At 72.3% G+C, this 14919-nt stretch carries 13 protein-coding genes; 8 read left to right on the top strand and 5 right to left on the bottom strand.

Annotation, left to right across the window (positions count from 1 at the left end; translation table 11 throughout):
• The first annotated feature begins 166 nt into the window (after positions 1-166).
• Positions 167-1093, top strand: a complete 927-nt coding sequence (locus HP445_RS08605; RefSeq protein WP_128781040.1) for a hypothetical protein — start codon at positions 167-169, stop codon at positions 1091-1093.
• Between the two features lie 88 nt (positions 1094-1181).
• Here HP445_RS08605 and HP445_RS08600 read toward each other — a convergent pair whose 3' ends face one another.
• Together HP445_RS08600 and HP445_RS08595 are read right to left on the bottom strand one after the other, a co-directional pair.
• Complete coding sequence (locus HP445_RS08600; RefSeq protein WP_071406410.1) at positions 1182-2966, bottom strand: acetyl/propionyl/methylcrotonyl-CoA carboxylase subunit alpha; 1785 nt, start codon at positions 2964-2966, stop codon at positions 1182-1184.
• Between the two features lie 79 nt (positions 2967-3045).
• Entirely contained in the window at positions 3046-3840 is a 795-nt protein-coding gene (locus HP445_RS08595) for a Maf family protein (RefSeq protein ID WP_128781041.1), read from the bottom strand.
• Between the two features lie 14 nt (positions 3841-3854).
• Here HP445_RS08595 and HP445_RS08590 point away from each other — a divergent pair, with 14 nt between their 5' ends.
• From HP445_RS08590 to HP445_RS08575, 4 genes are all read left to right on the top strand, one after another.
• A complete protein-coding gene (locus HP445_RS08590; protein WP_027466465.1) occupies positions 3855-5114 on the top strand; it encodes a class I SAM-dependent RNA methyltransferase in 1260 nt (419 codons plus the stop codon).
• 176 nt (positions 5115-5290) lie between these two features.
• Positions 5291-6010: a response regulator transcription factor gene (locus HP445_RS08585; protein WP_017888757.1), complete on the top strand. Its 720-nt coding sequence runs from the start codon at positions 5291-5293 to the stop codon at positions 6008-6010.
• A 5-nt stretch (positions 6011-6015) separates the two neighbouring features.
• A complete protein-coding gene (locus HP445_RS08580; RefSeq protein ID WP_111054470.1) occupies positions 6016-7269 on the top strand; it encodes a sensor histidine kinase in 1254 nt (417 codons plus the stop codon).
• A complete protein-coding gene (locus tag HP445_RS08575) occupies positions 7266-8315 on the top strand; it encodes a hypothetical protein (protein ID WP_071406459.1) in 1050 nt (349 codons plus the stop codon). Before HP445_RS08580 ends, HP445_RS08575 begins: the two co-directional genes overlap by 4 nt.
• A gap of 652 nt (positions 8316-8967) precedes the next feature.
• On the opposite strand, the gene HP445_RS08570 is transcribed toward HP445_RS08575, so the two are convergent.
• Positions 8968-9201 (bottom strand): acyl-CoA carboxylase subunit epsilon, encoded by a 234-nt coding sequence (locus HP445_RS08570; RefSeq protein WP_027466468.1) that lies wholly within the window; start codon positions 9199-9201, stop codon positions 8968-8970.
• A 20-nt stretch (positions 9202-9221) separates the two neighbouring features.
• Positions 9222-10817 (bottom strand): acyl-CoA carboxylase subunit beta, encoded by a 1596-nt coding sequence (locus tag HP445_RS08565; RefSeq protein WP_071406413.1) that lies wholly within the window; start codon positions 10815-10817, stop codon positions 9222-9224.
• Positions 10818-10891: 74 nt separating this feature from the next.
• Here HP445_RS08565 and HP445_RS08560 point away from each other — a divergent pair, with 74 nt between their 5' ends.
• The 3 genes from HP445_RS08560 to HP445_RS08550 all read left to right on the top strand — a co-directional run bounded on the left by HP445_RS08560 (position 10892) and on the right by HP445_RS08550 (position 13623).
• A complete protein-coding gene (locus HP445_RS08560; protein ID WP_128781042.1) occupies positions 10892-11692 on the top strand; it encodes a biotin--[acetyl-CoA-carboxylase] ligase in 801 nt (266 codons plus the stop codon).
• A gap of 4 nt (positions 11693-11696) precedes the next feature.
• A complete protein-coding gene (locus tag HP445_RS08555) occupies positions 11697-12245 on the top strand; it encodes a PH domain-containing protein (protein ID WP_071244247.1) in 549 nt (182 codons plus the stop codon).
• Between the two features lie 70 nt (positions 12246-12315).
• Positions 12316-13623 (top strand): UDP-glucose dehydrogenase family protein, encoded by a 1308-nt coding sequence (locus tag HP445_RS08550; RefSeq protein WP_071406414.1) that lies wholly within the window; start codon positions 12316-12318, stop codon positions 13621-13623.
• A gap of 70 nt (positions 13624-13693) precedes the next feature.
• On the opposite strand, the gene HP445_RS08545 is transcribed toward HP445_RS08550, so the two are convergent.
• Entirely contained in the window at positions 13694-14896 is a 1203-nt protein-coding gene (locus HP445_RS08545) for a glycosyltransferase (protein ID WP_128781043.1), read from the bottom strand.
• Positions 14897-14919: the final 23 nt, after the last annotated feature.

Raw genomic sequence — 14919 nt, 5'->3', positions numbered from 1 at the left:
GGTCCGCAAAACACCGGTGTTCGCGCTCTGGACACCCGCACAACGCGGTGCAGAGCGCGAACACCGGTGTTTTGCTGTTCCTCCACAGGGGGTGGGGGAGCGAGGGCTCCTCACAAGGAGCGTGTTGCCGTCGTGTGGGCCGCGCGGGAGCCGTGACCGTTGGGCCATGGCTCACATCACGGTGTTCGGCGCGGCTCCGGGCGATCCCGATCCGAGAGCGCACCGACGGCTCGCGGATGCCGCTCGCCGCGGGACCCTCATCCGCCTGACGGCGGGTCGGTACGTCGAACGTGGCGCGTTCGAAGCAGCGAGCGCAGCGGAGCGCCATCGAGCACGGGTCGAAGCGGTCGCGCCGAACATCCACACCGCCCTCGTGATCTCCCACGAGTCGGCTGTGGCGATGCTCGGACTCCCGTGGCTCGGGGAGTTCCCCGAGCACGTCGTCGCCACCGATCCGCGTCGAGCCACCGGGCAACGTCGCGCACACCTGCAGAAGGTCGGAGGGGCGGGTCGCACCATCGCCTGTGCGAGCGTCGGCGGCCTGCCCGTCACGACCCTCGTGGTCACCGGGGTCGACGTCGCGCTCCGAGCATCGTTCCGCACGGCGGTGGTCGTGTTGGACGCGGTGCTGGCCCGAGGAGTGTCGCAGGACGCGCTGCTCGCCGAACTGCGCAGCCGGGAGCCGCGTCCGCGCGCGTCCACCCGCGCGCGACGGGCGATCGAGTTCGCGGACGCGGCTGCTGACTCGCCGGGTGAGTCAGTGGCGCGGCTGTGCTGGGCAGAAGCGGGGTTCCCGGCGCCGGTGCTGCAGCAGGAGTTCCGTGATGCGGCAGGCCTGATCGGCCGGGTGGACTTCTGGTTCGAGGACGCCGGCGTCGTGGTGGAGTTCGACGGGCTGGTCAAGTACCGCGACCGGACGACGCGCGCTGGTCGCTCGCCCGAGCGCGTCGTCATCGACGAGAAGCTCCGGGAGGACCGGCTCCGTGCCCACCGCCACGTCCGGAGGGTCGTCCGCGTGACGTGGCCGGACGTGCAGCCGGGCGGCAACGGCCCCTTGGCACTCGAGGCGGCCGGAGTGCGCCGTGTTCGATGAAGCAAAACACCGGTGTTCACGAGTCGAACCGCGGGTTGCGCGTGTTCAACCGGCGAACACCGGTGTTTTGCGAGACGGAACCTCCGCGCTACGCGAGCTCGAGCAGCACGTGACCGGACGAGACCGTCTGGCCGACCGGGGCGTTCAGCCCGGTGACGACGCCGTCCTTGTGGGCCTGCACGGGCTGCTCCATCTTCATGGCCTCGAGCACGACGAGCAGGTCGCCCTTCACCACGGTGTCGCCCTCGGCGACCGCGAGCTTCACCACGGTGGCCTGCATCGGCGACGCGACGGACGACCCGGACTTCGCCAGACCCCCGCGGACGGCCGACGAGCGGCGCTTCGGGGGAGCGGTGGGGCCGGCCGGACGACGACCGGCGACACCACCGGCAGCACCGCCACCGACGATCGACGGCATGGTGACCTCGATGCGCTTGCCCTGCACCTCGACCACGACGCTGTCGCGCGCAGCCGGGGCCGGCAGTTCCTCGGGGGAGCCGCTCCACGCCGGGATGTCGTTCACGAAGTCGGTCTCGATCCACTGCGTGTAGATGCTGAACGGCTCGTCGTCGGCCGTCGCGAACGCCGGGTCGGACACCACGGCACGGTGGAAGGGGAGCACGGTCGGCAGGCCGGTGACCTCGAACTCGGCGAGTGCACGACGCGAACGCTCCAGCGCCTCGGCACGGGTGGCGCCGGTGACGATCAGCTTCGCGAGCATCGAGTCGAACGAGCCGGACACGACGTCACCGGAGACGACACCCGAGTCGACACGGACGCCGGGGCCGGACGGTGCGTTGAAGGCGTGCACCGGGCCGGGCGCGGGGAAGAAGTTGCGACCCGGGTCCTCGCCGTTGATCCGGAACTCGAACGAGTGTCCCCGCGGCGTGGGGTCCGAGTAGTCGAGCACGCCACCCTCGGCGATGCGGAACTGCTCGCGCACCAGGTCGATGCCGGTGACCTCTTCGGAGACGCAGTGCTCGACCTGCAGGCGGGTGTTGACCTCGAGGAACGACACGGTGCCGTCGGCGCCGATGAGGAACTCGCAGGTGCCGGCGCCGACGTAGCCGACCTCGCGCAGGATCGCCTTCGACGACTCGTACAGTGCGGTCTGCTGCTCGGGCGTCAGGTAGGGCGCCGGGGCTTCCTCGACGAGCTTCTGGTGGCGTCGCTGCAGCGAGCAGTCGCGGGTGGAGACCACGACGACGTTGCCGTGCTCGTCCGCCAGGCACTGGGTCTCGACGTGGCGCGGCTTGTCCAGGTACTTCTCGACGAAGCACTCGCCCCGACCGAACGCGGCGATCGCCTCACGCGTGGCGGACTCGAAGAGCTCCTCGACCGAGGCACGGTCGCGGACGACCTTCAGACCACGACCGCCACCGCCGAACGCCGCCTTGATCGCGACGGGCAGACCGACCTGGTCGACGAAGTCGAAGACCTCGGAGACGTCCTGCACGGGCTCGATGGTGCCGGGGGCGAGCGGCGCGCCCACCTTCTCGGCGACGTGGCGCGCGGAGACCTTGTCGCCGAGGCGCTCGATCGACTCCGGCGACGGGCCGATCCAGACGAGCCCGGCATCGATGACGGCGCGGGCGAAGTCGGCGTTCTCGGCGAGGAACCCGTAGCCCGGGTGCACGGCGTCCGCACCGGAACGGCGGGCGACCGAGATGATCTTGTCGATGACGAGGTACGTGTCGGCGCTCGTGGTGCCGTTCAGCGCGTAGGCCTCGTCGGCGAGGCGGGCGTGCAGGGCATCGCGGTCCTGGTCGGCGTAGACCGCGACCGATGCCTTGCCCGCGTCGCGGGCCGCGCGGATGATGCGGACGGCGATCTCGCCGCGGTTCGCGATGAGGACCTTGCTGATACGGGGCATGACACAGCAGCGTATTCGTGCGGCGGGAGTGCGTTTTGACTGGCACCCACAAAGAACCACCCGGAACAGGTGCGGATGTCTACAGTGCCCACAGGTCGTGCCAGGCGATGCCGAAGCCCCGGAGGAGCATCGACCGCAGCACCGGCAGCGACATCCCGATCACGGCGGACGGTGCCCCGTCGATCCGCGTGATGTACGCCGCGGCCCGACCGTCGATGGTGAAGGCACCCGCCACCTCGAGCGGCTCGCCCGTCGCGACGTACGCGTCGATCTCGTCGACGGACACGTCGTCGGCGAAGGTCAGCACCGCGCTGTCGACCGCGACCACGCGGTCGCCGGCGGCGGCCAGCGCCGACCCGCCGGGCGCGACGTCACCGAGCTGCGGGACGCCGGCGGTGGACGTGACCAGGGACCGGACGGGAGGCACGGTGCGGGCCGGTGCCGCGCCTCCAGGCCGTCCCGTGGCCGGTTCCGGGTCCCGGTGCCGGTCGTCGCGCCGTCGATCGATCACGCAGTGTCCGCTCCACAGGGTCCCGCCGCCGGCGGCGAGCATCTGCCGCCAGCGCTCCCGGGCGACCGCGGGGTCGTGCGGCTTGCCGTACAGCTGTCCGTCGACCTCGAACGCGGAGTCGCCGCCGAACACCACCCCGTCGACCGGTGACCCGGCGACCGCGGAGTCGGCGACCGCGGACGCCTTGGCGACGGCGAGGAGCGAGACGAGCTCCGGACCGGTCAGGTCACGGCCGAGCGATGCCGCGGCGGCGGCGCCGACGGCGTCCTCGTCGACCCCGGGGGACACGAGCACGGGTTCGATCCCGGACTGGGCGAGCAGTGCTCGGCGGGCGGGGGATGTACTCGCGAGGTACAGACGCATGGGACCATCTCACCATGGGTGAATCCGTCGGCACGCTGCTCGAACTCGACGTCACCGGGATCGCCCACGGCGGCATCTCGGTGGCACGGCACGAAGGACGGGTGGTCTTCGTCTCGGACGCGATCCCCGGGGAGCGCGTCGTCGCCCGGGTGACCGAGGACCGCAAGAAGTCGTTCTGGCGCGCCGACACGGTGAGCGTCATCACGCCGAGCGAGCACCGCGTCGACCACGTCTGGCCCGAGGCCGCGCTCGAGCGTGACCCCGAGACGCGCCCGGGTGGTGCCGAGTTCGGTCACATCGCCCTCGCACACCAGCGCACGCTCAAGCACGACGTCCTCGTCGACTCGTTCGCACGGTTCGCACGGATGGACCTCGCCGAGGTGCTCGGCCACGACGTCGTCGTCGAGGCAGCGCCCGGTGACGACGCGGCGAACGGCCTCGGCTGGCGCACCCGCGTCCGGCTGCACGTCGACGAGCAGGGCACCGCAGGCCCGTTCGCGGCGCGCTCCCACTCCGTCATCCCGGTGACCGGCCTGCCGCTCGCGACCGCCGTCGTGCAGCAGAGCGCCCCGCTCGGCCGTGGTGCGCTGCCGGGCTCGTCGGTCATCGACGTCCTCGCACCGAGCGGCTCCGAGGGCGCGCGGCTCGTCATCGACGACCAGAAGCCCACCGTGGTGACCGAGGTCGTGGGGGAGCGCACGTTCCAGGTCGACGACAACGGGTTCTGGCAGGTGCACCGCGCCGCGGCGACCGTGCTCACCGAGGCCGTCCAGGACCTGGTCGACCGCGACCGCCTCGACCCCGAGGGCACCCACCTGGACCTGTACGGCGGCGTCGGCCTGCTCGCCGCCGCCCTCGGCGACCTGGTCGGCCCGAAGGCGCGCATCACGAGCGTCGAGAGTGCCGCCCGTGCCACCGAGCACGCGCAGGAGAACCTGTCCGAGTGGCTCGGCGCCCGCGCCGAGACCGGCCGCGTCGACCGCTGGCTGACGAACACGGTGGCGAACGCCTCGCGCGCCGAGAAGGACCGCTTCCGCGCCGGCACGATCGTGCTCGACCCGCCCCGCGCCGGTGCCGGTCGTGACGTGGTCGTGCAGATCGCCGCGCTCCAGCCGGAGCAGGTCGTCTACGTGGCGTGCGACCCGGTGGCGCTGGCCCGCGACGTCGCGACGTTCGCCGACCTCGGCTACCGACTCGAAGCACTGCGGGCCTTCGACCTGTTCCCGCACACCCACCACCTGGAAGCCGTCGCACGCCTGGTCCCCGCGCGCTGAGGTCCGGGGGTCGCTCGACCGCGGGTCCTTGCGTGTCGGGGTGTCCACCAATCGGCGGACCGGCCAGCGTGGCGCAGCGGAGAAGCCCCGCACCTGAGTCCGGGCTGGGTATCCTGGGTCGTTGATGGCACTCCGGTTTCAGGGGCCGGCGTCGCGCATCGGAACGAGAGGCCACTGTGGCAGCAGGAACGACAACCACCAGCACCGAGACGTCAGGGGCGGCCACCAGGCCGGTCCGGGTCGCGATCGTCGACGACCACGAGTCCGTCCGACTCGGGATCCAGGCGGCGTGCCAGAACGAGGGGTTCGAGGTGGTGCTCACCGCCGCCAGCGTCCCCGAGTACGTCCAGAACCTCGACGGGCGAGAGGTCGACGTCGTCGTCCTCGACCTGTCCCTCGGTGACGGTTCGACCGTGACCGAGAACGTCAAGGGCGTGCAGGGGACGGGATCGGCGGTGCTCGTGCACTCCATCGCGGACCGTGTCGCCAACGTGCGTGAGGCGCTCGCAGCAGGGGCTGCCGGCGTCATCCCGAAGTCCTCGGCCACCAAGACGGTGATGGCCGCGGTCGCCACCGTCGCACGCGGTGACGTGCTCAACAACCTCGAGTGGGCGAGCGCCATCGACGCCGACCGTGACTTCGCGAAGGCGCAGCTCGGCCGCCGCGAGCGCGAGATCCTGCACCTCTACGCCTCGGGTCTCCCGCTCAAGCTCGCCGCCCAGCAGCTCGGCATCGGGTACTCGACGGCCCGTGAGTACCTCGACCGGATCCGTGTGAAGTACGTCGAGGTCGGTCGCCCGGCCCCGACGAAGGTCGACCTGCTGCGTCGAGCCGTCGAGGACGGGATCCTCCCTGGGCTCGACTCGGGCATCGACCCCGACGGCGACGGTCGCTGACACGGATGGCGACCGCGGCTGAGTCGGCGCGGACGGTCGTCGAACCGGCGCCCTTCGGCGCCGATCCGGCGCGCAGCGTCCGCGCCTCGATCACGCAGGCGTCGGTGGAGCGCGCGTTCGCGATCCTCCTCGCGATGGCGGCGATCGGCCTCGGCATCGTCGACGCGCCCGCGGTCCTGCAGCAGCTGCCGTACCTCGACCCGTTCTGGGGTCCGACGCTGATGCTCGCCCTCGCGGCGTCGTTCGTGTTCATCGGTGTCTCGGCCTTCGTGCAGCGGGTCGCCCAGCTGGCGCAGATCGTCTGCGCGCTGCTGTTCCTCGTCGTGCTCGTGACGTGGACGGCCACTGTGCAGGAGCCCATCCCGTCGGCGCAGCAGCCGTGGCCGTGGTGGTTCTGCACGGTCGGCTGCACGGCGGCGGCGATGGGTTTCGCCACGTGGCGTGCGACGGTCTACACGGCGCTCGTGCCGGCGGTGTACGTCGTCATCCGGCTCAGCCCGCTCGGCGGCGACGTCGGGGTCCTCGCGGTCCTGCTCGACGGCGTGTACACGGCGCTGCTCAGCGGTGCGGTGCTCGTCATCGCCGTGGTGCTGCGGCGTGCGGCCACGTCGGTCGACACGGCGCAGTCCACGGCCGTGCGGCGGTACTCGCTCGCCATCCGGGAACACGCGACCGAGGTCGAACGGGTGCAGGTGGACGCCATCGTGCACGACAGCGTGCTCACGACGCTGCTCTCCGCCGCACGTGCCGACACGCTCGAGGCCAAGACCCTCGCCGCGCGGATGGCCCGGAACGCGATCGACCACCTCGAGGCCGCCGCCACCGACGGTCCCGGTGACGTCGCGCCGGTCGCCCTCGGGGAACTCCGGGCGCGCATCCGCGAGGGGGTCGGTGCGTTGCCCGCTCCGGTCCGCCTCGTCCCGACGCCGACCGGGTCGGTCCGCCTGCCCGCGTCGGTCGCCGATGCGCTGGCCTCGGCGGCGCTGCAGGCCGCGGTGAACAGCGTGCAGCACGCCGGCGACGGCGACGTCTCCCGCTGGGTCCGCGTCGAGCAGCAGGGCCAGGGGGTGCTCGTCGAGGTCGGTGACGAGGGCCGCGGGTTCGACGTCGCGGCCATCCCCGCCGAACGGCTCGGTGTCCGCCGCTCCATCGTCGAGCGCGTCGCGACCGTCGACGGCCGCGCCGAGGTGCACACCGCCCCGGGCGAGGGCACCCGCATCGTGCTGACGTGGTCGCCGGCCGCGAGGACGACCGCATGAAGGTCTCCCTGCCGGCGAGCATCGCCCTCGGACTCGCGTCGCTGTTCTCCCTGTACCACCTGGTCCTCGCCGCGGCCACACTCCCGCGCGTCGACCAGGTCGCCCCGATCATCGCCTGCATGGTCCTGTACGCCGCGGCAACCGGCCTCGCACTGTTCGTCCCCGGCAGGGTCCTGCCGGTCTGGACGGCCTGCTTCTCCCTCGCCACCGCGATCGTGATGCCGGTGATCGCCGCCCCCGTCCTCGTCGATGGTCGTGGTCCCGGCTCCGCCACCTGGTGGATCGCGGCCATCGGCACGCTCATGGTGGTGCTCGTCGTGCGCGGCCGGGGCCCCTTCGCGTGGGCTGGCGTGCTGTTCCTGACCGTGTACACCGTCGCCTGGGCCGGTCTCGGCTCGCTCGGTGGGCTCGGCGTGGTCGGCAGCGTCGCCTGGGTCGCGATCGCCACGGTCTTCGCCGCCGCGATGAGCCGCGCCATCCGGAACACCCGTGAGCTCGTCCTCGCCGAGCAGGAGACCGCCGATTGGCAGGCCGCGCAGGACGCCCACGTGTTCGAGCGGCAGTTCCGGCTGAGCCAGACCACCCGGATGGCCCTGCCGATGCTGCAGCGCATCATCGACTCCTGCGGCGACCTCGACGACGCCGACCGCGCCGAGTGCCTGCACCTCGAGCAGGCCATCCGCGACGAGATCCGCGGCCGGTCCCTGTTGTCCGACGACGTCCGCGACGAGGTGATGCGCCTGCGCCGCCGCGGAGCGACCGTCCAGCTGCACGACGACGGCGGGCTCGACGACCTGGACGCCCCGGACATCCGGCGCATCCACGCCCGTGTCGCCGAGGCGCTCCGGCAGGCCCGTGATGCCGACAACGTCATCGTGCGGACGGTCGGCGAGGGCTCCGACTCCGCGGTGACCGTCGTCGGACTCCGCCTCGACGGCGCGGCCAGTGAGTCCGCGGCGCTCGGAGCGGGGATGGACGACGACGACGGGGACGAGGACGACTCCGTCGCACTCTGGCTGGAGATCCCGCGGCACGAGCCCGCGTAGCGCGCGGCGCGCGCGGTACAGCGCGCGGCACGCGTGTTGCGACGATGCGCCACGTGATCGACGCGTGGATCGTCGCGGACGTGGTGCGGACGGCGCTGCGGACGCGCGTGGTGCGCCGGGCGTGCGGGCGGCGGTGGACGCGATGGGGGACAGCCGGGAGGCCCGTGGCGGCCCCGCCACGGGCCTCCCGGCAGTCACGTGGGTGCGCCGGGCTGGCGCGCGCACGGAAGCGACCATGTCGCTGTCGTACGACGTCGACGGTGTCGTTCCGGATCGGCCTCGCCAGCCGCCCCGCCAACCGCACCGACGCCCGCCCGCACCCGCAACAGACCCCCGGAAACGGGGAACGGGCCGGTCGGATACCGACCGGCCCGTTCACGACCCGAGGCTGAGCGACAACCCGAATGTCGCCCTGCCTCGCAGCGGGCGGTGGCTTCGTACCCTAGTCGGCCACCGTCCTGCGATGTCTTTCGTTGAAGGACACCGAACACCAACTACTATGCCCACGCACGAGCCGCATGTCAGTCGTCATTATGGGGGACAATTCCGGCATTTCCGGTCCGTATCCGCTGAACGTGTCCCCCGAGTGAGGGGATACCGACCGGGAAGTGCGCCCTGCAACCGTTCCGGTCGCCAGCGCACCAGGGGTACATCAGCGGAGCGATCGGCCCCAGGCGCCCGGTCCGTGGTCGAGCGGGCGGCGGAGTCCGCGGGCCGCGGCGTCCCACCCGGTGCGGGGTTCGACGACCACGGCGGCGCGTCCGGCGGCAGCGGCTTCATCGGCCTGGCGCTGCAGGACGGCCACGACGGCGGCGAGTTCCTCGGGCGTGGGGTCGCCGGAGACCACCCGGACGTCCGCCACCGAGGCGGGTTCGTCCGAGGGCACGGCTGCTGCGTGGCGACCCATCAGAGGGGGATGTTCCCGTGCTTCTTCGGGGGCAGCGTGGCGCGCTTGCCCCGCAGCGACCGGAGGGCCTTGATGACCGACACGCGCGTGGCGTGCGGCTGGATGATGCCGTCGAGCTCACCGCGCTCGGCCGCCAGGTACGGCGACGCGACGTTGTACGTGTACTCGTTCGCGAGCTTCGTGCGGACAGCGGCGACGTCCTCGCCGGACTCCTCGGCGCGCTTGATCTCGGCGCGGTACAGGATGTTCACGGCGCCCTGACCGCCCATGACGGCGATCTCGGCGGTCGGCCACGCCAGGTTGATGTCGGCACCGAGCTGCTTCGAGCCCATCACGATGTACGCGCCGCCGTAGGCCTTGCGGGTGATGACGGTGACGAGCGGGACGGTGGCCTCGGCGTAGGCGTACAGCAGCTTCGCGCCGCGGCGGATGACGCCGGTCCACTCCTGGTCGGTGCCGGGCAGGTAGCCGGGCACGTCCACCAGGGTCAGGATCGGGATGCCGAACGCGTCGCAGAACCGCACGAAGCGGGCGGCCTTCTCGCCGGCGTCGATGTTGAGCGTGCCGGCCATCGCCTGCGGCTGGTTCGCGATGATGCCGACCGTGCGGCCCTCGACCCGGCCGAAGCCGATCAGGATGTTCGGCGCGAAGAGCGGCTGGACCTCGAGGAACTCACCGTCGTCGACGATGTGCTCGATGATCGTGGTGACGTCGTACGGCTGGTTCGTCGAGTCCGGGATCACGAGGTCGAGCTCGTGGTCGGCGTCGGTGGTCTCGAGCTCCGGGGCGACGTCGTAGGCCGGCGGGTCGGACAGGTTGTTGTCCGGCAGGAACCCGATGAGCGAGCGCGCGTAGTCGAGCGCGTCGGTCTCGTCCTCGGCCAGGTAGTGGGCCACGCCGGAGACCGCGTTGTGCGTCTGGGCGCCGCCGAGCTCCTCGAAGCCGACGTCCTCGCCCGTGACGGTCTTGATGACGTCGGGGCCGGTGACGAACATGTGGCTGGTCTTGTCGACCATGATGACGAAGTCGGTCAGGGCGGGGGAGTACACCGCACCGCCGGCCGCCGGACCCATCACGATCGACAGCTGCGGGATGACGCCCGAGGCCTGGGTGTTCAGGCGGAAGATCTCGCCGTACTTGCCGAGCGCGACGACGCCTTCCTGGATGCGGGCGCCGCCGGAGTCGAGGATGCCGATGATCGGCACGCCCGTCTTGAGCGCGTGCTGCATGACCTTGATGATCTTCTCGCCGGCGACCTCGCCGAGCGACCCGCCGAAGACCGTGAAGTCCTGCGCGTAGACGGCGACGTTGCGGCCGTGGATCGTGCCGACGCCGGTGACGACCGCGTCACCGTAGGGGCGCTTGGCGTCCATGCCGAACGACGTGGTGCGGTGCCGCACGAACTCGTCGAACTCCACGAAGGAGTTCTCGTCGAGCAGCTGCTCGATGCGTTCGCGCGCGGTGCCCTTGCCCTTCGCGTGCTGCTTGGCGATGGCGGATTCGCCCGCGGCGGTCACGGCCTCGTGGTACCGGTCGCGGAGGTCGGCCAGTCGGCCGGCCGTCGTCGACAGATCGGGGGTGTCTCCTGAAGTCACCCGCTCACCCTACCGGCGGGTGCCACGCTGCCGGTTGGAGGACCCCCACGGTTCCTGCCCGTACATTTGCGTGCATGTCCACATCCCCGTCGCCGTCGTTCCCCGCCACCAGCGAGGCTGTCCGGTCGGCGGGCGCGACGATCACCACTCCCGCCGAGACCGGGTCCACCAACGCGGACCTGCTCGCCGCCGCCCCCGGGCAGCAGCACGGCAGCGTCGTCGCGACCCTGCACCAGACCGCGGGTCGGGGCCGGCTCGACCGGACCTGGACCGCTCCGGCCGGTGAGACGCTCGCCGCCAGCGTGCTCGTCCGTGCGGACCTGGACGACCATGACCGCGGCTGGTTGCCGCTGGTCGCCGGGGCGGCGATGCGCGATGCGATCGCATCGGTGCTCCCCGCCGGCGCGGACGTCGTCGTGAAGTGGCCGAACGACGTGCAGGTCGCCGGGGACAAGGTGTGCGGGATCCTCTGCCAGGTCGCCGCCGACGGCAGCGTCGTGGTCGGGGCCGGCGTGAACCTGACGATCCCGGCTGATCGGCTGCCCACCCCGACGTCCACCTCGCTCCTGCTCGCCGGCGCGGTCGACGACGCACCCGCCCTGGCCGACGCGGTCCTGTCCGCCTTCGTACGGTCCGTCCTGGAGGCGGTGGCCGGCCTGGTGACGGGGGGTCCCGCCGCCGAGACGGTCCGGTCCCACGTCCGCGCCGCGTGCGGCACGATCGGTCGCCGCATCCGCCTCGAACTGCCGGACGGCACCGTCGAGGAGGCCGACGCGACGGGCATCGACGACGCCGGCCGCATCACGATCCGGGACCAGGCGGGCGTCACCAGGGGCGTCGCGGTGGGGGACGTCACCCACCTGCGGTATGCATGACGGCATGACCGCCGAGCCCCCGCCCGAACGTGTCGTCGCACGCCTGCGACCACACGCCCGTCGGCTGGTGCGCCCGGCGGTGTTCGTCGTGCTCGTCACCGCGGCCGGGGGGTTCGGCTTCGGCGTGTTCCAGGCGCAGCTGGCGTGGCTGAACGCCGTCGTCGCGCTCGTCGTCGTGGTGCTCGTCGTGTTCGGCGGCGCCGTCCCGCTGTTCCGCTGGATGTCGGAGCGGTACGTCGTCACCACGCGTCGCCTGGTCGTGGTCAACGGACTCGGCACCCGGACCCGACGGGAACTCCTGCACTCCCGCGGCTACGACGTGACCGTACGGCGCCGCGGGCTGCAGGGGCTGTTCCGCTCCGGCGACGTGCTCGTGTTCCCCGGCGACGACCCCGCGGTGGTCCTCGCCGACGTGCCGCACGCCGACCTCGTCGTCGCCGTCCTGCACGACCTGGTGGAGGCCTACGAGGCCAGACGCCGGCACCGTGAGCCGGACTGGGACGAGATCGTCGGCGGTCCGGACCGTCCGCCGTGGGGCGACGTGCGGGCCTGACCCGGCCGCTGCGAGCCTCGCCGCGGGCGCCGTGATGAGACTTCGGCGAGAAACCGGTACCTTCTTCGACGTGCGTATCTCTGTGATCGGCTGCGGCTACCTCGGTGCCGTGCACGCCGCCTCCATGGCCAAACTCGGACACGAGGTCGTCGCCGTGGACGTCGACCCCACCAAGATCGAGCGGCTCGCCGCGGGCGAGGCCCCCTTCTTCGAGCCCGGCCTGCCCGAGATCCTGACCGAGGCCCTCGAGTCCGGTCGGATCCGCTTCACCACCGACATGGCCGAGGTGGCCGGTGCCCGCGTGCACTTCCTCGCCGTCGGCACCCCGCAGGGGCCCACCGGTGCCGCGGACCTGACCTACGTCAACGCCGCCGTCGCCGCGCTCACCCCGCACCTGTCCGCCGGCGAGTTCGTCGTCGGCAAGTCGACCGTGCCCGTCGGCACCGCCGCACGGCTGGCCGCCGAGGTCAGCGAGGCCGTGCCCGGTGCCACGCTCGTCTGGAACCCCGAGTTCCTGCGTGAGGGCTTCGCCGTGCAGGACACCATCGCGCCGGACCGCTTCGTCTACGGCGTGCCGGACGGCGAGGCCGGCGAGCAGGCCGTCGCCGCCCTCGACGAGGTCTACGCCGAGGCGCTGTCCACGGGCACGCCCCGACTCGTCGTCAACCTCCCCACCGCCGAGCTCGTGAAGATCAGCGCGAACGCGTTCCTCGCCACGAAGATCTCGTTCATCAACTCGATGGCCGAGATCGCCGAGGTCGCCGGTGCCGACGTCACGGCGCTCGCCGACGCGATCGGCCACGACGCCCGCATCGGCCGGAAGTTCCTGAACGCCGGCCTCGGCTTCGGTGGCGGGTGCCTGCCGAAGGACATCCGTGCGTTCCAGGCGCGGGCGAACGAGCTGGGTGTCGGGGAGTCCCTGGCGTTCCTGGCCGACGTCGACGCCACGAACCTGCGCCGTCGCGCGCACGTCGTCGAGCTGGCGCAGGAGCTGCTCGGCGGGGTCGTCAGCGGCAAGCGCGTCGCGGTGCTCGGCCTGGCGTTCAAGCCGAACTCCGACGACGTGCGCGACTCGCCGGCCCTCGACATCGCAGCCCGCCTGCAGGAACTCGGCGCCGTCGTCTCGGCGTACGACCCCGAGGCCGTCGTCACCGCGCGCCGCGTGCACCCCGAGCTCGACTACGTCGAGAGCGCCGCCGAGGCGCTGGGCGGGGCGGAGCTCGTGCTCGTGCTGACCGAGTGGACCGAGTTCCGGGAGCTCGACGCGACCGCCGCCGCCGCACTCGTGGCGTCGCCGGTCGTCATCGACGGCCGCAACTGCCTCGATCGCGATGCCTGGACCGCCGCCGGCTTCACGTACCGCGGCATGGGACGCTAGCGCGACCGACAGGAGGCCCGGTGCCGGTCCGTGGGACCGGCACCGGGCCTCCGGTGTGTTCGCCGCGTCGTCAGCCGATGGCTGCGCGCAGCACCGCCCGGTAGCGCTCGCCGATCCGTTCGGTGGAGAACTCCGCTGCCGAGACGACGGCCTGCTCCTGGTAGCGCGAGCGCGCTGCGTCGTCGGTGAGCACGCGCTGCAGTGCTGCGCGGAGCGCCGGGACCTCGCCCGGGGGCACGAGCACGCCGGACACGTCGTCCTGCACGACGTCCCGGATGCCCGGCAGGTCGCTCGCCACGATCGCGGCCCCGACCGCCGCGGCCTCGAGCAGGGTGACCGGCAGGCCCTCCTGGTCGCCGTTCGCCGCGGGGATCGACGGCACCGCGACGACGGTGGCCGACGCGAGGGTCTCGAGCACCTCGGTGCGGCCCCGCTGGCCCAGGAACGTCACCGGCAGACCCGCCGCCTGCTGCCCGAGCTGGGCGCGGTAGGGCCCGTCGCCGACGACGGTGAGCCGCCATGGCACGTCGTCGCCCAGGCCGCGGAGTGCCTCGATCAGGTTGCCGAAGCCCTTCTTCTCGACCAGACGACCGACCGCGACCACGTGGTGCTCCTGCGGCGCGACGCGGGCACGGGTGTCGCGCGCCGGGCCGAGGTCGACGCCCATCGGGATCACGGTCGAGCGCGACTCGGGGACGCCCCACTCGGTCAGGCGCTCGCGCATCTCGGAGTTCACCGTGGTGACGTGCGCCGACCGTCCGAAGATCCAGCGCTTGAGCCGGACCAGGGGAGCCGCACGGAGCGCGTAGATGTCCCCGCCGTGGGTCGTGACGACGACGGGCACACCCGGGGCGGCCAGCGTCGCGACGAGGGCCTGCGGGATGGCCCAGTGCGCGTGGATGACGTCGGGCCGCGCGGAGCGCACCACGCGCCGCACGGCCAGGTACTGCGCGAGCACCAGTGCGGGCACCTGCACGATGCGGGAGCGCCGCTCCTTGAGGTTGTCGAGGATCGCGCCGTCGGCCAGGTCCTCGAAGCGACGCGGGAAGTACGGGTAGCGGCGCACCGCAACGTCGCCGATGCGCTCCTTCGCGGCACCACCCGGCACGCGGGGGGTGAGCACGAGGGTGTCGAACTCGGTGGCCTCCTGGTGGGCGAGGTCGAGCACGAACGCCGGCACGCCGTCGTCCGGACGGGCCGGGAACGTCGAGCCCAGGACGAGCAGGCGGGGGCGGTCCTGGCGGGAGCGGGCGGAGCGAGTGGTGCGGGACATCGTGCCTTTCCGGGGCTGGCGGG

The sequence above is a fragment of the Curtobacterium flaccumfaciens genome, from assembly GCF_013359815.1.
GTDB classification, from domain to species: Bacteria; Actinomycetota; Actinomycetes; order Actinomycetales; family Microbacteriaceae; genus Curtobacterium; species Curtobacterium flaccumfaciens.
This window is presented reverse-complemented; position numbering and strand designations above follow the sequence as displayed.